This is a genomic window from Streptococcus suis S735, assembly GCF_000294495.1.
GTDB lineage: Bacteria > Bacillota > Bacilli > Lactobacillales > Streptococcaceae > Streptococcus > Streptococcus suis.
Window position 1 is genome coordinate 1,561,472 of the sequence record NC_018526.1, and the last position, 19,375, is coordinate 1,580,846.

Below are 19,375 nucleotides of genomic sequence, written 5' to 3' on the forward strand. Positions count from 1 at the left end.
CCCCTGAGCCCAAGCTCAGGGGTTATTCTATGCCCTGTGACTCCCAAAGACTACATGATAAATTTTTCACCCCATCATGACATTAATCCAGCGGATGTCTAGGTATGAGACATCTTGCTTACAATAACGAACAGCCATTTAAAATACAGTCACAAGGAGTAAAAATGGCACTAAGAGGAGACAGAGAAGCGACGAAATGGAAAAATAAACTCCATCCGTTTTCAATTTACAATCTTCAATACAGCATTATGCTGAATAAATCACATTGATTCCCATATATTTTAATCGTAAATAAAAAAACTGACCTTCAAATGAAGATCAGTTCAAGGATAATAAACAGATTACAAGATGGCTAGAATGATGAAATTCAGAATAAATAGAGCTGTGGCACCCCAAAGGATTGGATGAATTTCTTTAGCCTTACCTGTCGAAACTTTTACCAAGCAATAGAAGATAAAGGCGGCTGCAATACCGTAAGAGATAGAGAAGCAAAGCGCCATGAAGAAGGCGGCAAAGAAGGCTGGAAGCGCATCTTCAAAGTGGCTCCAATCAACATCAAGGAAGGATGAAACCATCATGACACCGACGATAATCAAGGCTGGAGCTGTTGCAGCATTTGGCACAATTCCAATGAATGGTAAAATCAAAATTGATAGCAAGAAGAGAACGGCAGTTGTAACAGCTGTCAGACCAGTACGACCACCTGCAGAGATACCTGCAGCCGATTCAACATATGTCGTTGTATTTGACGTACCAAATAGTGCACCGATAGAGGTACCAATCGCATCTGCAAAGAGCGCCTTGTCCATCTTAGAGTTAAAGCCTGTACCATTTTCGAGAGCTTTTTCATCTTCTTCTGAGAAAATACCAGTCTTACGACCTGTACCGATAAAGGTACCAAGTGTATCAAAGGTATCTGACAAGCTGAATGCAAAGATAGTCATCAAAACAAGTGGTAGACGGCTTGAGTCAGCAAAGAGCGAAGATAGACCATCAAAAGCCGCTAGGAAAGTTGTACCAAGCTCCGCAAAGGCTGTACCGGTATTGTTATTTGCAAAATCGATTGTAGACAGATCCACAACACCTGCTGGAATTCCAGCTACAGTCGTTGCAATAATACCAATCAAAATTGCACCACGCACGTTCTTAATAACCAAAACAGCTGTCAAAAGAAGACCGAACACTGTCAAGAGAACACTTGGATCAGTAAAGGTTGAAATACCAGGTACGACACCACCACCAGCAAAAACTGAGAAAACACCGTTTGAGAATGTTTCTGCTGTTGCATCTGCCGGAGCAACACCATTTACAGTAATAATATCTGAACCAGATGTCAAGAAGGTGATTAAATTAGAGTTTTTAAAACCAAGATAGGCAACGAATACACCGATACCACCACCGATGGCATGTTGTAAACTAACTGGAATCGCCTTGATAATACTCTTACGAACCTTTGTAACTGTGATAAAAACGTTAAACAAACCGCAGAGGAAAACCATTGCCAAAGCTTCTTGCCAAGTAAAACCAAGACCAATAACCACTGTATAGGTAAAGAAGGCATTCAACCCCATACCTGGTGCCAAGGCGTAAGGTACGTTAGCAAATAATCCCATAACAAGCGTTGATACAGCACTGGCAATTATTGTAGCCAAGAAAACAGCCTGTGTTGGCATACCTGCCACACTCAATACGCTCGGGTTAACGAACAAAATATAGGACATGGCAAAGAAAGTCGTAAGTCCTGCCATAATTTCCGTAGAAACAGTCGTTCCATGTTCTTTCAATTTAAAAAATTGATCCATTTTTTCATCTCTCCTTTTAATTTACGAACAATAAAAACATTATAATCAAAAAACATTATAATTTCAAGTTTTTTAATCTTGAAAACGTTATTTTATTAATTTTCAACTTTAAACATTCGTAAATTCCGAACGTTGCAATCTTGCAAAAATCTATACAAAATTACTTGCTTCTTTGCTTTTATTATCTCCTTTTGTTATACTGGAAGTTATTAGTTCAAGATGTGGCTACCTACAAGTACTATTCTTTGACGCATAAAACAATTTCTCAGCACTCTAACTACTACCTAAACATTATTCACTATTAAAAACTAGTATAACAACTCTAGAAAGGAATGCTATTAAATATGAAGAAAAAAATCATAGCTATCGATTTGGACGGCACATTGCTCAATAATGATAGCCAATTATCTGATTATACCATCTCAACTATAAAGAAGGTCCGCCAAGCAGGACACACCGTTCTTATCGCCACAGGTCGCCCCTATCGAATGGCTGAAAAATTTTACCAACAACTAGAACTGGATACTCCCATGATTAATTTCAACGGTTCTTTAGTTCACATCCCTGGAAAGAAATGGCAATGGGAACAAAATATTTTAATCGACAAAAAATACCTACTCGAATTTCTAAAAGAAGAAGAAACATTCGAGGCAGATTTTATTGCTGGTGAATACAAGAATAAATTCTACATCACTCAAAAGAACTTAGACAAGATTGATCCTGCTCTGATGGGAGTTGAACAGATTACTCCTGATACACTCATCAAACCTGAATTAATCACTAGTGATCCTCATTCCATCCTTATGCAGACTCGTGCAACTGATAAGTATGAACTTGCAAAAGAAATGAATGCCTATTTCAAAGATGAATTAGAAATCAATACGTGGGGCGGACCATTAAATATCCTCGAAACTTGTGCAAAAGGCGTCAATAAGGCAACCGCTCTGAGCTATGTTCTTAACCTCTACCAAGCCTCTCCTAGCGACTTAATTGCCTTCGGCGATGAGCACAACGATGTTGAGATGCTAGACCTAGCAGGAACAGCCTATGCCATGAAAAATTGTAGCGATACACTTCGTCCGCATGCCGACAGATTGACAGCATTTGCTAATTTTGAAGATGGTGTCGCACGTGAACTAGAAAACCTATTTTTATAGACATCAAAAAACCTGATAAACTATCAGGTTTTTGTCATATTCGTTGCATATTTTTATCACTTTTCTGAAACACGATTATCAAAAGTTTCGGAAATATTTTGCACTTTTAACACAAACCTACTTGACAAATGTACTGAAAACGTTTTATAATGGTATAGTTCGAACATGAAAGCCCATTCAATGGTTTTTACATGAACAAGAAAAATTTAGGAGGATCAATAATGAGTATTGGAATCATTATTGCAAGTCATGGCGAATTTGCTGCTGGTATTCATCAGTCAGGTTCAATGATCTTTGGCGAACAAGAAAAAGTACAAGTTGTTACTTTTATGCCAAGTGAAGGTCCAGATGATTTATACGCTAAGCTAAATGCTGCCGTGGACGCATTCGATGCCGATGATGAAGTTTTGGTTTTGGCTGACCTTTGGAGTGGTTCACCATTCAACCAAGCAAGCCGTGTAGCTGGTGAAAATCCAGATCGTAAGTTTGCTATCATCACCGGTCTAAACTTGCCAATGCTTATCCAAGCTTACACAGAGCGTATGATTAACGCTGCTGCTGGCGTGGAAGAAGTTGCGGCAAACATTATCAAGGAAGCCAAAGATGGTATCAAAGTTCTTCCAGAAGAACTTCAACCAGCTGAAGCTGCTCCTGTTGCCGATGCTGCTCCTGTTGCACTACAAGGTGCTATCCCTCCAGGTACTGTTATCGGTGATGGCAAGTTGAAAATCAACTTAGCCCGTATCGACACTCGTCTCTTGCACGGTCAAGTGGCGACTGGTTGGACTCCTGCTTCCAAAGCAGATCGTATCATCGTTGCATCAGATACAGTTGCCAAAGATGAATTGCGCAAACAACTCATCAAACAAGCTGCACCTGGTAACGTAAAAGCGAACGTTGTCCCAATCAAGAAATTGATTGAGGTTTCTAAAGACCCTCGATTCGGTAACACACACGCCTTGATTCTTTTCGAAACTCCTCAAGAAGCTCTTGAAGCAATTGAAGGTGGTGTTGAAATCAAAGAATTGAACGTTGGTTCTATGGCTCACTCAACTGGTAAAACAATGGTTAACAACGTATTGTCAATGGACAAAGATGACGTTGCAACCTTTGAAAAATTGCGTGACCTTGGCGTTGAATTTGATGTGCGTAAAGTACCAAACGATTCGAAGAAAGACTTGTTTGAACTTATCAACAAGGCAAACGTTCAATAAATCGATCTGTTAGTATAGAAAGGATTACAACATGTCAGATATTACACTTATTTCTGCAATTCTCGTTGTCATCGTTGCCTTCTTCGCTGGTCTTGAAGGTATCCTTGACGAATTCCAATTCCATCAACCATTGGTAGCTTGTACCCTTATCGGTCTTGTGACTGGTAACTTGGCTGCAGGTGTTATGCTTGGTGGTTCTCTACAAATGATTGCACTTGGTTGGGCAAACATTGGTGCAGCTGTTGCACCTGACGCTGCTCTTGCTTCTGTAGCTGCTGCAATCATCATGATCAAAGGTGGCGACTTCTCAACTGAAGGTATTGCCGTTGCAACAACAACTGCTATCCCTCTTGCCGTAGCTGGTCTTTTCCTTACAATGATCGTTCGTACTATCTCAGTCGGTCTTGTACACGGTGCTGACAATGCTGCTAAAGATGCAAACTTCGCTGCTGTAGAACGTTACCACTTGTTTGCTCTTCTCCTTCAAGGTTTGCGTATCGCAGTTCCTGCGGCTCTTCTTCTTGCAATTCCTGCAGAAGCTGTTCAAGCAGTTCTTGAATCTATGCCAGCTTGGTTGTCAGGTGGTATGGCCGTTGGTGGTGGTATGGTTGTTGCCGTAGGTTATGCTATGGTTATCAACATGATGGCAACTCGTGAAGTATGGCCATTCTTCGCACTTGGTTTTGCATTTGCTGCTATCAGCAAATTGACACTTATCGCACTTGGTGTTATCGGTGTTGCAATCGCTCTTATCTACCTCAACTTGTCAAAACAAGGCGGATCAGGTAACGGTGGTGCTTCATCTAACGACCCAATCGGCGACATCCTTGAAGACTACTAAGAGAAGGGAGATTCATCATGTCAGAAAAAATTCAACTTTCCGTAAGCGATCGTAAAAAAGTTTGGTGGCGTTCAACCTTCCTTCAAGGTTCATGGAACTATGAGCGTATGCAAAACTTAGGTTGGGCTTATGCAATGATCCCAGCTATCAAAAAACTTTACACTAAAAAAGAAGATCAAGCTGCTGCTCTTGAGCGCCACTTGGAATTCTTCAACACACACCCATACGTTGCTTCACCAATCCTTGGTGTAACTCTTGCCCTTGAAGAAGAGCGTGCTAATGGTGCTGAAATCGATGACACAGCTATCCAAGGTGTGAAAATCGGTATGATGGGACCTCTTGCTGGTATCGGTGACCCAGTCTTCTGGTTTACTGTTCGTCCAATCCTTGGTGCTCTTGGTGCTTCACTTGCACTATCTGGAAATATCATGGGACCAATCATCTTCTTCCTTGGCTGGAACATCATTCGTATGGCCTTCCTATGGTATACACAAGAATTTGGTTACAAAGCTGGTAGCGAAATCACTAAAGACATGTCTGGTGGTATCCTTCAAGACATCACTAAAGGTGCTTCAATCCTTGGTATGTTCATCCTTGCCGTTCTTGTTCAACGTTGGGTATCTATTACTTTCGCTGTAGATCTTCCTGCTAAACAATTGTCAGAAGGTGCTTACATCGTCTTCCCAGAAGGTACTGTTACTGGTGCTGAGTTGAAAGGTATTCTTGGTCAAGCTCTTAGCGGACTTAGCCTTGAACCAACTCAAGCTCAAACATTACAAGGTCAGTTGGACAGCTTGATTCCTGGTTTGATGGGACTTCTCCTTACTTTCCTCTGCATGCACTTGCTTAAGAAGAAAGTAACACCAATCACAATGATTATCGGTCTCTTCATCGTAGGTATTCTTGCTCGTTTCTTCGGAATTATGTAATCAAGGACCCCGCTCTTGCGGGGTTTTATGATATAATGAATATCTAGGGAGAGAGCACTATGGCACAATCACAAAATACAAGCGTTGAACTACAAACCACAGGGGTTTCCTACATGGGCTTTGGTGGCAAGGTTGGTAAATTTCTAATTGGTGACAAGGCACTTGAATTCTACCCAGATAGCAACGTTGAACGCTATATCCAGATTCCTTGGTCAGAAATGACTAGCATTGGCGCAAACGTTTCTGGCAAAGCAATCAGCCGTCATTTTGAAATTTATACAGAGAAAAGTCGATTCTTGTTTGCATCTAAAGATTCTGGTAAGATTCTTAAAATTGCCCGTGAGCATATCGGCAATGAAAAAGTTGTGAAATTACCGACTCTTATGCAAACAATCGGCAGAAAAATTTCGAATCTATTTGCCAAAAAATAAAAATTCAAGTATAATAGTAGAAACGGATAAGTAGCATCTGGCTCCTTCCAGAAAGTCTGCGGTCGCTGTGAGCAGATAGGAAAAAGTTGTGAAATTCTACCGTTATGAAATTATCAAAATACAATCAAGTGCACAGAATGTGAAGCTGGATGGAACCGCGGTAAATATCGCTCCAGCATCTCTCATTCTGTGCTTTTTTATTCTAAAGGAGACATCTATGCTAGATATCAAACGTATTCGTACTGATTTTGACGGAGTGGCTGCCAAATTAGCTACTCGTGGTGTGGCTGCTGAAACCTTGGCAAACATCAAGGAATTGGATGCAAAACGCCGTGAAATCTTGGTTACTGTAGAAGAATTAAAAGCAGAGCGCAACACCGTTTCTGCGGAGATTGCCCAAGCAAAACGCAATAAGGAAAACGCTGACGACAAGATTGCTGCCATGCAGAAACTGTCTGCGGATGTGAAAAACTTAGACGCTCAGCTTTTGGAAATCGATGAAGAATTAAACGCCATCATCACCGTTCTTCCAAATACGCCGCACGATTCTGTTCCAGTTGGTGCGGATGAAGAAGAAAACGTAGAGGTTCGCCGTTGGGGAACACCTCGTGAATTCACTTTCGAGCCAAAAGCTCACTGGGATTTGGGCGAAGACCTAGATATTCTGGACTGGGAACGTGGCGCAAAAGTAACTGGTGCACGCTTCCTCTTCTACAAGAACTTGGGTGCTCGCTTAGAACGTGCCCTCTACAACTTCATGTTGGACGAGCATATCGCAGAAGGCTACCAAGAAATCATCACGCCTTACATGGTCAACCACGACTCTATGTTTGGTACTGGTCAATATCCTAAGTTCAAGGAAGATACTTTTGAGTTGGCAGACACTAACTTCGTCCTCATCCCAACTGCGGAAGTGCCGTTGACCAACTACTACCGCAACGAGATTCTGGAAGAAAAAGACCTGCCAATCTACTTCACAGCCATGAGCCCATCTTTCCGTTCTGAAGCTGGTTCTGCCGGTCGTGACACCCGTGGTCTTATCCGCCTTCACCAATTCCACAAGGTTGAAATGGTCAAATTTGCCACACCAGAACAGTCTTATGATGAATTGGAAAAAATGACAGCAAACGCAGAGAATATTCTCCAAAAACTAGGCTTGCCTTACCGCGTTTTGGCCCTCTGTACAGGCGATATGGGCTTCTCAGCTGCTAAGACCTATGACTTGGAAGTCTGGATTCCTGCCCAAAATGCCTACCGTGAAATTTCAAGCTGTTCCAACACAGAAGATTTCCAAGCTCGTCGCGCCCAAATCCGCTACCGCGATGCTGCTGACGGTAAAGTCAAATTGCTCCACACCCTCAACGGTTCTGGTCTAGCGGTTGGTCGTACAGTGGCTGCCATCCTTGAAAACTATCAAAATGAAGACGGTTCTGTCACCATTCCAGAAGTTCTCCGTCCATACATGGGTGGGGTAGAAGTGATTAAACCTTAAGCCATACAAAGAAAGAGCGAGGAAAAATCCTACTCGCTCTTTTCATTTATCTAAAAATCTACTCCCAAAGTCTTTAATTGTTGACGAATCTTATCTTCTAGAGCCCGAATCTCTAGTCTATCTTGTTCTAGTTGCTGCGTTACTTGCCCGAGATCAATCTCTTCCTCTTCCTCAAAAGTATCGACGTAACGAGGAATATTTAGATTGTAGTCGTTTTCTACAATTTCTTCTATTGATGCCAAATGAGCATATTTGTCAACAGACTGACGATTGTGATAGGTCTCTACAATTTTTTCTACCATGTCATCGGAAAGGTGATTCTGATTCTTCCCTTTCTCAAACTCCTTGCTCGCATCGATAAAGAAGACATCCTTGGTCTGACGATTTTTTTTGAAGACTAGAATAGTGGTTGGAATGCCTGTGCCATAAAACAGGTTAGCTGGCAAGCCAATAACTGCATCCAGGTAATTTTTCTCAATAATCAGTTTGCGAATATGACCTTCTGCTGCTCCCCTAAAGAGCACTCCGTGTGGTAAAACAATGGCCATGGTCCCTGTATTATTCAGATGATAAAGACTGTGTAAGATAAAGGCAAAGTCCGCTTTAGAAGCTGGTGCTAACTTACCGTATTCCATAAACCGTGGATCCTTCAATTTGGACTCACGATTGTCCCATTTAGCAGAGTAGGGTGGGTTTGCAACAACCGCATCAAAACTACGTGGCTGATCGATTCCAAGTTCATCCACCCCGTCCGGCCAGTCACTTTCTAAGGTATCAGCATTATTCAAAATCATATTGCTGTAGCCGACCTGATGCATCATCAGGTTCATCCGCGCCAAGTTATAAGTAGTTGTGTTCATTTCTTGGCCATAGAATTTGATATGCTGGCCCTGAGGTAGTTCATTACGCACTGTTAGTAGCAAAGACCCTGAACCCATGGTTGGATCGTAAACAGAGAAGCTAGTATCTGATTTTTCCAAACCTAAAGTAACAATCTTGGCTAAAATCTTACTCACTTGATGCGGGGTATAAAATTCTCCACCTTTTTTACCTGCCGAAGCGGCAAACTGTCCAATAAGATACTCATAGATTTCTCCCAGAATATCCTTTCCTTCGTCATTTTTATACTCAATGCTATCAATCAACTTCACAATACTGTTCAAGGATTTTGCACGCGCAACCGTTGAATTGCCCAAACGAGAGTCCCCTAGATTGATGTCATTAAAGACGCCTCTGAAATCTTCCATAGCATCCCGATTGAGTTCTACATTGGCGTTAAAATGATCGAAAATCGTCTGGTAGTCACTCGCTACAATCTCACTGTTATCAATTTTGGCTACCAGTCTTGCCCAGGTATCTTCAGGCTCGATGGCATACCCAAGGTGAGAAGCTGTATTTTCCAAATGCTCTACCAAGTCATTCCCAACTGCTTCTCGCGCATAGGCATCCTGAACAGTTTCTCCTGGAGCAGGACTGATAATTTCATCTTCCACCAAGAAACGCTCTTGATGCTCAGATAGATAGCGATAGAACATGAAGGCTAGGATATAGTTCTTATATTCCGAAGCATCCATATTTCCTCGCAATTCATTGGCCATGGACCAAATCTGATTAGTAATGGCCTGAATAGTTTTTGACATGTTTTTGTAATCCTTTCATGTTGTTTCATTTTTTACTCGAAATCTCATTTTCGCTGATGAAGAGTAATAAGCTGATCTAGGTCGGAAAAGAAGCTACCGATGGCTTCTTGTTCAGGGAGGGTGGGGAGGGAGATAGGCATGCCAAGAAAAGTTTCTGTGTGGATTCTTTTAGCTTTTCTAGAGCCATTTGCAATATTTCCTTGATAATAATAAAATTCTTTGCGAGATACAAATTCTAACAGAAATTGCCCGTTTATCCCTTTCAATAAATCAAAAGCAGGCGAATCAAGAGTTGATTCATAACCATCAAGTTCTGGTGGAATAATTCCAAAAGCTTGATTTAAAAAGTCTAATTTCCCATATATAAACTGGCCTGATTTTCTTATATAATACTGTGTAGCTGAACTACCACTATAAATTTCTTTCTTGGAAACAACTCCTCTCCCCCATAATCTTACAGTTAACTTCCTTGCTATATCTCCTTTACTACCTAAAATTTTACTTTCTTTCATAAACTCCCCCAACTTACGCTGTTTCCAAGCGTCCGTAAATTCTGGGAATCTTAGCTCAGGAAAATCGTTTCCATTCCCTTTCGGAAACATTTTCTGTAACAAAGCCTTCTTCAATTCTTTAACATCATCTAATTTTCGCTGATGAAGAGTAATAAGCTGATCTAGGTCGGAGAAGAAGCTGCCGATGGCTTCTTGTTCAGGGAGGGTGGGGAACACTACTGTCGTGGATTTTAAATTAGCCTTACTAATTGAGCTCACTTTTGTCCCCTGCATTAAAGGTAAAATTTGATTATGGTATGCAGTTGAATTAATTAGATAACCTAAATAGTAGGGGGCATAAGAAACTTTCGGCCTAGCAACTATCGTATGTAAACCAGAAACAACATTCTTACCCTTAAAATTTCGAACTTCAATAGCTTTCCCAACAGTCGAGTCTTCTGCCGCATCCGCGAAAACAATATCTCCTTCACTAAGTAAAGCATCTGCAAAGTCTGAAATCGTACTTCCAATAATTGATGGAAGTTCTTTGTTACATACATCTAAAATAGCATCATATTTTGTTAAAATATCCCCATAATGAATGTTCTGAACTTCATAAAAATACGATGATAACTTATCTCTAGAAAGTGAGTTTGTTTTTATGGAAAAGTCCGCCACCTCCCCCAACTTACGCTGTTTCCAAGCGTCCGTGAATCCGGGGAAGCGCAATCGTGGTACGGTTGATTTTTCTTTTGTCATAGTCCCTCCTTTTCTACTCTCTTTTTGTTCTATTTCTGAAAGTTATTTTTGCAATTTTTCGGACGATTTCCATTCTATTATACGCTATCATCCAACAAAATCGCAACCTATTGACCAACCAAGTCGTCGGCCAAATCATATAGTGCTTGTCTCAACTGATTGCGGTACTGAATCTTGCTCAAGCCTTTAACAGCATCACCTTCTGCCCAGGTCTGGTAATCGCGACTAGCTTCTTTTATCAAGGTACGTAAGTGTCCGGTATCATCCAAGTCATTCTGACCATATCGATGTCTCGTCAACAACTCTCGTAGTTCTTGGTTGCGGATATGTTCCGTCAAGCCCCATTGGATTCGGAAAGCAAAGAGCTTCTTGTCAATGTAAACATGCGAAGCTTCTTGGATAATCTTCTGACTATCAATCCCCTTGACTGGATAAGCAAAGTTCATATCTTGTGTCGGAAAATCACCTCGATAGATTGCATCCCCTGTTTGACGGATCTGATCAGCATAGTTGAGGTCTTCCAAACCGCTTGCAAATCTATCCAATTCATCCCTGGTAGCTGCGGCTTCTACCATCTTCTCTTCGTGAACCTGATTCAGCAAGAGCTCAACCAGTTCGGTCAATTTATCGTAGTCAATTGTCACTTCCTTGATGTGAGTCATCTTGAGTTCAATTTGGTGAATGCTAACTTTTTGCTCTTTCGCCAAGGTTCGTTTCAATTCGTTGGCTAAGACCGTCGTCAAAAGTTTTTCTTCCTCTACAGACATTCCCAAACTTTCAATAAAGCGGTCCGGCTGATTGTAATCAAATCCTTCAATCACCCCATCAACCTCCTCTGGCTGATACTGTTTGAGCTTAGACAGTCCTTGATTGTAAGCACGGAGCAATTCTAACATAGCCTCACGCTTTTTCTCAGACTTCGGAATATCATTGAAATCACCCGTCAACTCTCTCAATTGGTCGACCGTTTGTTTGACTTCAGCAAATACTTCCTTGAAAGGCTTAGCCACCAGTCCATTTTTTTCATTGTTATTTTTTTGTTCCGCATCTGATAAATTAGCAGCACTATCATCTGCATAGATGGCCAAGGCCTGATTCATCAATTTCTCATTATGAGCTGGCCAGCGGTAATTGACCACCCGTCCAAAAGGTTTTTTATCCATATCCTCCACACGATTGGTACGAGAATAGGCCTGAATAAGACTGGCTCCTTTAAGGGTTCGGTCAACATAAAGAGTATTGAGCTCAGGAGCATTGAAACCTGTCAATAACTGATCCACGACAATCACCAAATCTAAGTAGTTCTTGTCCTGAGCTGTTCTATTGAGGCGACTAATCAGGTCCTCTGTATACGCAGCAACATCTGACAAGCCAAAGGACGTCCCAAATTCTGTGTTATAGATCGTAATAGCTTCAAGCAAACCAGTATTTGACTCGACCATGCTATCATTATTTTGAGTATTCAAGGCAAAGGTCAATCCCACCTTCAAGACCAGACCTCCTTGCTCTCGATGTAGTTGATTGATTCGTTGAAACTCTCGGAAATACATCATAGCCATGGGTGTGGAGGCCCTGCCTCCACCTACGTGGGTGGTGAACAAGGCATTGTAACGACCACTGCCAGAGCGATTTGCCCAGTGTTTGAAGACATCTTCGACTACCAATCGAACATGCTCTGGATTTTCATCATAGACGCTAGAAGTCACCGCATCATCCATATCATCTGGACTTAGATTGGCAATTTTTTCTTCAATCTGTGCACTTGTCCACTTCGGGTATTTTTGCCGATAAAAATCTGGTAAGTAAGTTGTTTTTAGTTTTTCCTGATCGATGGTTGTCTCAAAATCTACCTTAAACCCTAGTACATTGCGGTCACTAATGGCATTTTTAATAGTGTAGGCATGAAGAAGAGGGCCAAAAATATCTTGCGTCTGCAGACTAGCACCTGTATCATCTAAGTTGGGAGTTCCTGTATAGCCAATCCAAGCCGCTTTCTTAAAGGCCTTTTGAATCCCTGCAAAACTATCTCCACCAGTTGAGCGATGAGCTTCGTCAACGATAAACACGATATGCTTATCTGGTGATTTGAAGGATTTTCTCTTCACCAGTGTATCCAATTTTTGCACAGAAGTAACGATAATCCCACTATCCTTACTAGTCAACTGCCGTGCCAAGGCTGTGGTATTTTGAGTTTCTCGAATACTGCCAAAACTATTCTCCCCAGCTTCTGGATCATAAGCCAGATAATCATCCTTAGTCTGATTGGTCAATGCGATACGATCCACTAGAAAGACAACCTTGTCTACCTTGGGCATTCGACTTGCCAGCCAAGCTGTTTTAAAACTAGTGATCGTCTTCCCTGAGCCTGTCGTATGCCAGATGTAGCCAACCTTGTTACAGCCTAGTTCAAAATCGACTTTTTTTATCCCCTCAATGACCGCATGAGTGGCGTAAACTTGATAGGGACGCATGACTTTCAGCATTTGTTTCTGCGGTGTCCCGTCTAAGATCATGTAGTTGGTCGCCATCTGATGGGCCATAGGAATGCTGAGCATGGAATCCGCAAAGTCTTTCCAATTCCGAACCTTACTACCGTCAGATTTACGCTGCCAGTGGAAAGCAAAGTCCTTATTAAATTTTTCCGCAGTGGTATTGGCCATATAGCGAACATTGTTGGGGGCGATAGCGACTAGAATCTGCAAGGTAGAAAAAATATCCGTATATTGCCGTTCCTGGATATATTGGTGCATTTGGTTCAATGCCTTGTCCACATCTACCGTATCCTTTTTCTCTTCAATCTGAATAATAGGTAAGCCATTAATCAACAAGGTTGTATCGAATATACATTCTCGTCGTCCAGGGATTTTAGGAGTCCTACGAATTTGGTTCACCACTTGGTAGACAGTGTCCCCACCGCCTATCTTACGTTGGTCGAATACTGTCAAAAATGTATGCCGTCCATCATCAAGCGTAATTTCCAATTCGGAAACACCGCTAATTCCATATAAAAACTGGCCAGCCTCATAAGGTGTCTTCAGATCTGAAATAATCTGCTTGACTTGAGCAAACTCGGTATCGCTCAAGGGTTTGTCCAATCGATGTTGGTTGTGTTGCCAGAGAATATTACGAAAATTTTCCCATAATTGCTCCGTTGTCTTGATACCCGGCTCATAAGTCCACAGTTTAGATTTGACTGCATACAAGGTCGAAGAATCACTAACAGACCATTCTAAACCTTCTAGGTGCTCCGGTTGTGTAATAGTCCCTGTCGTAATATACTGAATCAATTCTGTTTCAAATGCTAATTCATTCATGTGAGTAAACCTCCTTTAACAAATATGTTAGTCGTAAAAAATCTCCTTGCGCATAAGCTTGCCGCTTCTGCCGTAAGGCTAATCCATCTAAATAAATCTTTCCTAGTTTCTGCTGACTATCTAAAGGAGGCAAGGCACCTAGCTGTAAACTTTTCAGTTGCTTGACTGTATATTTCATTACCTCACTCCCCTGTAAGCTTTGGTAAAACTGCCGTCTAATAGCCGAGGATTCATTGATCAGATACAGTAAGAAGGCCTTATCCAGCTTTGCAATGGGCTCAATTTTGATATAGTTCTGTGTATAGAGTAAGCCTGCGTGCTCCGCTCTCACTAAAACAGCCTTCCCCGATAGTAAACTAAAGAGTAAGTCTCCCTCCTCGAGCAAGGTCACTTCTCTATCTGTCGTCACGGTCCGACTATCTATCACTTCTTCTATCACCTCATAACCATCCAATTGATGATGTTGCTGATTGTAGAGGATATAGTCTCTAGCATCTTCCCAGCTAGTAGTATCCAAGCGAACCTGTAAACTACCTCCCATAAAGAGAGCCAATTCTTCTAGTTTCATAATTTCCCTTTCTTTGAAATTTTTCATAATTACATTTTTTGATAAACTAAGTATAGCATCTTCTCAGAAACCTGTCAATAAATTATGTAATTTACAAAAATTAAAAAAGGAGGTTCTGCCATGAACTTATCAAAAGAAAAATTGCTTTTCCATCACTATTATGCAAATTGGCTTCGGATTTACAAGGAAGGAGCCATTCGAGAAGTCACTCTCAAGAAATATAGAATGACATTGCAGTGGCTTATCAGGCTAGCTCCTAGTCTGTTGTTGGAAGATTTGAATCGGGTTCGTTACCAAGAATTGATTAACAGCTATGCTAAAACACATGAACGACAGACAACCATGGATTTTCATCACCAGTTGAAAGGAGCTATTTTAGATGCTGTAGATGAAGGAATTATTGAACGAGATCCGACACGTAAGGTGATTATCAAAGGAAGACTTCCTCGAAAGAAAAAGACAAAATACCTCAACCAATTTGAACTTCATCAGTTGATACAAGAATTACGTCTCGGAGAGGAGCTGAATTGGGATTGGCTCATCTTATTGATTGCTAAAACAGGTATTCGATTCTCCGAAGCCCTTGCTCTCACTACTCAAGATTTTGATTTTCACCGACAGCTATTGACCATTGATAAAACATGGAATTATAAAGGAGACGGCGGATTTTTACCTACAAAAAATAAATCTTCAATTCGAAAAATCCAACTCGACTGGCAAACCAGCACCCAATTCGCCAACTTATTACAGCACACCCAACCTGATGACCTACTTTTCGTGAAGAAAGAGCGGATTTACAACTCTACCATCAATGCCATTCTTGAAAAGCGTTGCCTAAGTGCAAATCTTCCTGTCGTCACCATTCACGCCCTGCGACACACCCATGCATCTATTTTATTATTTGCCGGGGTCTCTATCGCAAGTGTTGCTAGACGACTTGGTCATGCAAGCATAACAACGACCCAGAAAACCTATCTTCATATCATTCGTGAGTTGGAAAACCAAGATGTTGATTTAATTATGCGGTCACTCTCCGGACTTTGTTAAATTCCATGTTTCTACTTATAGCAAAAGACGAATCCGTATGGAACCGTCTTTTCTTATATATAGTAAAAAACTGTTGCAATGAAATTGTTCACCAAGTGTACGATTATTGGATAGATTAAGTATCTACTCTTGTAATAGAGGAGAGACAAAATAATACCACTGCCAGCATCAATCAACCAAGAGCCTAAGTCTGTTGGACCATGAAAGGAGCCAAAAACGAGGCTTGAAACAACTATTCCTAACAAAACCTGTGATCCAAATAATTTCTTAAAGAAGTAGCCTCGAAATATGACTTCTTCTACAACTGCTGGCAAAAATGCTGTTGTCAAGAGTGCCAGTCTAAAAGGAACTCCCTTCAAAAATTCTATAATCGAAGCATCGTTTTCTGTTGTGGTAACACCCTGCAATTCCAACAAATAATAACCAAGCATATCCGTCAACTGCATGATAGCAAAGGCTAATATAACTATCGCCAGACCGTCCCAAGTAAGAATGTTAGGGTCCCAGACTGGCAGATCATTTTTTCAGCCCGCCACCAGAAAAAGACTAAAAGTCCAAGTGTCATCAGCCCAACTATTACCAAGGTGACTTGCGATTTGGACCCTTCCAAAATCAGATCCGGAAGGACAGCAAGCACTAAGAGACCAAAAATCCTTAATAATAGCCAAATCTTCCGACCAAGCCATTTCAAACTTTGACCTAGTTTCTCCATACTCTTCTCCTCTTCCGCTTCATCATATAGAGTGCCTTCAATCTATTATAGGATTTCACGTAATGTCAATCAAACTGTTCTGTTGTTGTGATACAGTTTTACAAAAATTCAATGAATTTGTCAATATACACTAAAAAACAAATACCCTTACGATGTTTGTTGCCATCACCCCACTGATTATTTAGCGAGGTGTGTCATCTTCAAGTAGGGCTCTAGTAGAGAAAAGCCCTGAATCAAGCGTTCCAGCAGTTCCTCCTCGGAGGCAACGGTTCTAAACGGTACATCATACTTGACCAATACTTTACGAATCCGTCCTGCTTCAACGGCTTGTAATAGGCTCTGTCTATTCTCCTCCGTTCCGTCCAGGCGATAAAATACCTGTCCCTCTTGCACCCAATAATAAAGCGGTGCCGCAATCGAGCAGTTCAGAACACGATTTTGCTGAAGCAGAGAGGTCTCCACTTTCTTTCGTTCAATAAAACTGACTTCTACTGAAATCCCTGCTTCAGTTCCCTTACCATACAAACGAATAGCAAGAGCCGAGTCCGTTAGACTAGCAGAGGGAAAACGGTAATAGGTCCAAAAATGTGGTCTGCAAATTTGGGCTTGATTCATCCATTGACTGACCCTCTCAGGCACAAAGGGACTGACGTGCTCAGCTAAGACTAAACTTAATGTCTGAAACTCCTTGCGTGCTGCCTGTGCTACATTTTTTAAGGCTATCATATCGCCTGCCAAAGCTCCTGCTTTTTCAGGCTTGCAATAATGAACTCCTTGATAATCCAGGTATCTGCGACACTGTTCAAGCATCTGAATCTCCTATCCACTTCTCCATATAGACCATATCCATGCCTTCTTGTTCAGGCTCTGTTTTGATGGCCTTGTAGCCGAGCTTTTCGTAGAAAGAAACTAATTTAGACTCCTGCAAAACCGTGCAGAGAACCCAGCGTCTAACTGTCGGATAAAGGCTTTCCAATTCGAGCATAGCCTTGTGACCATAGCCTTTTCCTCTGTGGTCTGGATCAATACCAATCAAGCCTAGCCAGCCCTGTTCAGCGTCTTCAGCGACCGTTGTCCGTACTAGTCCGACTGTGTGCTCTTCCTCGATAATCTTGTAATAGCTACAATTTGGTCGTGCAAAGCGTGATTGGAAATAGTCCATAGTTTCAATGGCAGGGTTGTACTGGTCCTGATAGGTTTTATATAAAGCCGCAAATGCTCGGTGCTGAATAGGTAGCAATTCTTCTGCGTTTGATAGATCTGCTTTTACTAACATGGAAAACCTCCTGAAATTATTTTATCCATTGTATCAAATCTATCAAAAAAATACTAGGTCTTCCTAGTATTTTCTAAAGCGTTGATAGCGGTTTTCGAGTAGTTGTTCAAGTGGTAAGGCTTGTAGTTGAGCCAACTGACTGACCAGGTTGTCCTTGATATCAGACAAGACTTCCTTGGTCGCTCTGCCATTTTCCAAAACCACCCTATCGACCACTTGGAGTTTCTCCAACTCATAAGAAGTGATCTTCATGAGTTCTGCCGCTTCCATGGCTCGACTGCCGTCTTTCCAGAGGATAGAGGCGAAACCTTCGGGGCTGAGGACGGCGTACATGGAGTTTTCCAGCATCCAGACCTGGTCTGCCACCGCTAGAGCCAGAGCTCCACCAGAGCCGCCCTCTCCGATGATAATAGCGATAATAGGCACCTTGAGGTCACTCATCTCCATGAGGTTGCGGGCAATGGCCTCGCCCTGTCCACGCTCCTCAGCACCGACGCCTGGGTAGGCTCCGGCGGTATTGATAAAAGTGACAACAGGGCGACCAAACTTTTCCGCCTGCTTCATAAGGCGAAGGGCCTTGCGGTAGCCTTCTGGGTGGGGCTGACCGAAATTCCGTTTGAGGTTGTCCTGAAGGTTCTTCCCTTTTTGGATACCGATAACTGTCACCGGCTGACCTGCTAGAAAGCCGATGCCACCCACTACAGCTTCGTCATCACGGAAATTGCGATCACCGTGCAATTCGATAAAGTCATCAAAGAGTTGTGTGGCATAGTCCAAGGTCGTCAGGCGAGCTTGGTCACGTGCCAAACGGATCATACGTGCTACATCACTGGTCATCTGACACCTCCATGCATTCTCAGCAAGCGACTGATGGTCGCTGGCAAGTCCTGGCGTTTGACAATAGCATCGACAAAGCCGTGTTCCTGTAAAAATTCAGCCTTCTGGAAATCGTCAGGCAGATTTTCCCGAACGGTTGACTCAATAACCCGTCGTCCTGCAAAACCAACCAAGGTCTGCGGCTCAGCTAGGATAATATCGCCTTCCATGGCAAAACTAGCTGTCACACCTCCTGTTGTGGGGTCTGTCAAGACCGTCAGGTAAAAGAGGCCAGCATTGGAATGGCGTTTCACGGCTGCAGAAATCTTGGCCATTTGCATCAGGCTCATGATGCCTTCCTGCATCCGAGCACCGCCAGATGCGGTAAAGAGGACGACTGGCAAACGCTCTTCAATCGCCAACTCAAAGAGGCGGGTAATTTTCTCACCGACCACTGTGCCCATTGAAGCCATGATAAAGTGAGAATCCATGATTCCAAGGGCAACTGGCTGACCGCCGATTGTCGCCTTGCCTGTCAAAACAGCTTCATCCAAGCCCGTTTTTTGACGGGTGGCTGCTAATTTCTCTAAATAATTGGGGAAGTCCAGCGGATTAGTTGTTTCAATCCCTGTAAACAATTCCTCAAACGATCCTTCATCAACTGTCAAAGCCCGGCGTTCCTGGGCTGTAATCCGAAAATTATAGGAACAGTGTTGACAGGTTTTCTCTAATCCTAAATCATTCTTGTAAAGGATGACCTTACAAGCAGGACATTTAGAAAAGAGTTCATCTGGCACCTCTGGCTTTGCTTGAGGTGCTGACTCTATCCGCGAACGATTGGGATTGATGCGGATATATTTGTCCTTTTTGCGAAACAAAGCCATAG

Annotated in this window: 18 protein-coding genes; 7 read left to right on the forward strand and 11 right to left on the reverse strand. The window is 42.2% G+C overall.

Annotation, left to right across the window (positions count from 1 at the left end; genetic code table 11):
• Positions 1-341: 341 nt before the first annotated feature.
• Entirely contained in the window at positions 342-1,802 is a 1,461-nt protein-coding gene (locus tag YYK_RS07790) for an NCS2 family permease (protein WP_012775676.1), read from the reverse strand.
• Positions 1,803-2,146: 344 nt separating this feature from the next.
• Here YYK_RS07790 and YYK_RS07795 point away from each other — a divergent pair, with 344 nt between their 5' ends.
• The 6 genes from YYK_RS07795 to serS all read left to right on the forward strand — a co-directional run bounded on the left by YYK_RS07795 (position 2,147) and on the right by serS (position 7,866).
• A complete protein-coding gene (locus YYK_RS07795) occupies positions 2,147-2,959 on the forward strand; it encodes a Cof-type HAD-IIB family hydrolase (protein WP_012775314.1) in 813 nt (270 codons plus the stop codon).
• Positions 2,960-3,180: 221 nt separating this feature from the next.
• A complete protein-coding gene (locus YYK_RS07800) occupies positions 3,181-4,173 on the forward strand; it encodes a PTS sugar transporter subunit IIB (protein ID WP_012775315.1) in 993 nt (330 codons plus the stop codon).
• A 31-nt stretch (positions 4,174-4,204) separates the two neighbouring features.
• The gene (locus YYK_RS07805; protein ID WP_009910688.1) at positions 4,205-5,014 is read left to right on the forward strand and encodes a PTS mannose/fructose/sorbose transporter subunit IIC; all 810 of its coding nucleotides are present in this window, start codon (positions 4,205-4,207) and stop codon (positions 5,012-5,014) included.
• 17 nt (positions 5,015-5,031) lie between these two features.
• Positions 5,032-5,943 carry a PTS system mannose/fructose/sorbose family transporter subunit IID gene (locus tag YYK_RS07810; RefSeq protein WP_009910689.1) on the forward strand — a complete coding sequence of 304 codons (912 nt, stop codon included), beginning with the start codon at positions 5,032-5,034 and terminating at the stop codon, positions 5,941-5,943.
• Positions 5,944-6,002: 59 nt separating this feature from the next.
• Complete coding sequence (locus YYK_RS07815; protein WP_012027688.1) at positions 6,003-6,374, forward strand: DUF956 family protein; 372 nt, start codon at positions 6,003-6,005, stop codon at positions 6,372-6,374.
• 217 nt (positions 6,375-6,591) lie between these two features.
• Positions 6,592-7,866, forward strand: coding sequence for a serine--tRNA ligase (serS, locus tag YYK_RS07820; RefSeq protein WP_012775316.1), 1,275 nt, complete (start codon positions 6,592-6,594; stop codon positions 7,864-7,866).
• Positions 7,867-7,916: 50 nt separating this feature from the next.
• Here serS and YYK_RS07825 read toward each other — a convergent pair whose 3' ends face one another.
• The 4 genes from YYK_RS07825 to YYK_RS07840 form a co-directional block, all read right to left on the reverse strand.
• Positions 7,917-9,506, reverse strand: a complete 1,590-nt coding sequence (locus tag YYK_RS07825) for a type I restriction-modification system subunit M (protein WP_012775679.1) — start codon at positions 9,504-9,506, stop codon at positions 7,917-7,919.
• A gap of 44 nt (positions 9,507-9,550) precedes the next feature.
• Entirely contained in the window at positions 9,551-10,756 is a 1,206-nt protein-coding gene (locus YYK_RS07830; protein WP_012027693.1) for a restriction endonuclease subunit S, read from the reverse strand.
• A gap of 107 nt (positions 10,757-10,863) precedes the next feature.
• Positions 10,864-14,070: a type I restriction endonuclease subunit R gene (locus YYK_RS07835; RefSeq protein WP_012027694.1), complete on the reverse strand. Its 3,207-nt coding sequence runs from the start codon at positions 14,068-14,070 to the stop codon at positions 10,864-10,866.
• Positions 14,063-14,638: a restriction endonuclease subunit S gene (locus tag YYK_RS07840; protein WP_012775681.1), complete on the reverse strand. Its 576-nt coding sequence runs from the start codon at positions 14,636-14,638 to the stop codon at positions 14,063-14,065. Before YYK_RS07840 ends, YYK_RS07835 begins: the two co-directional genes overlap by 8 nt.
• A 120-nt stretch (positions 14,639-14,758) precedes the next feature.
• On the opposite strand from YYK_RS07840, the gene YYK_RS07845 reads away from it, so the two are divergent.
• Positions 14,759-15,685 carry a site-specific integrase gene (locus YYK_RS07845; protein ID WP_012028462.1) on the forward strand — a complete coding sequence of 309 codons (927 nt, stop codon included), beginning with the start codon at positions 14,759-14,761 and terminating at the stop codon, positions 15,683-15,685.
• Between the two features lie 53 nt (positions 15,686-15,738).
• Here the strand turns inward: YYK_RS07845 and YYK_RS07850 are convergent, their stop codons facing one another.
• The 6 genes from YYK_RS07850 to accD form a co-directional block, all read right to left on the reverse strand.
• Positions 15,739-16,131, reverse strand: coding sequence for a CPBP family intramembrane glutamic endopeptidase (locus YYK_RS07850; protein WP_012027699.1), 393 nt, complete (start codon positions 16,129-16,131; stop codon positions 15,739-15,741).
• Positions 16,132-16,151: 20 nt separating this feature from the next.
• Entirely contained in the window at positions 16,152-16,397 is a 246-nt protein-coding gene (locus YYK_RS07855) for a hypothetical protein (RefSeq protein ID WP_014636119.1), read from the reverse strand.
• A gap of 177 nt (positions 16,398-16,574) precedes the next feature.
• Positions 16,575-17,207, reverse strand: a complete 633-nt coding sequence (locus YYK_RS07860; protein WP_012027700.1) for a hypothetical protein — start codon at positions 17,205-17,207, stop codon at positions 16,575-16,577.
• Complete coding sequence (locus YYK_RS07865) at positions 17,200-17,673, reverse strand: GNAT family N-acetyltransferase (RefSeq protein WP_002938864.1); 474 nt, start codon at positions 17,671-17,673, stop codon at positions 17,200-17,202. The genes YYK_RS07860 and YYK_RS07865 overlap by 8 nt, the downstream gene beginning before the upstream one ends.
• Positions 17,674-17,736: 63 nt before the next feature.
• Positions 17,737-18,510, reverse strand: a complete 774-nt coding sequence (locus YYK_RS07870; protein ID WP_012027703.1) for an acetyl-CoA carboxylase carboxyl transferase subunit alpha — start codon at positions 18,508-18,510, stop codon at positions 17,737-17,739.
• Positions 18,507-19,373 carry an acetyl-CoA carboxylase, carboxyltransferase subunit beta gene (accD, locus tag YYK_RS07875; RefSeq protein ID WP_012028463.1) on the reverse strand — a complete coding sequence of 289 codons (867 nt, stop codon included), beginning with the start codon at positions 19,371-19,373 and terminating at the stop codon, positions 18,507-18,509. The genes YYK_RS07870 and accD overlap by 4 nt, the downstream gene beginning before the upstream one ends.
• Between the last annotated feature and the right edge of the window lie 2 nt (positions 19,374-19,375).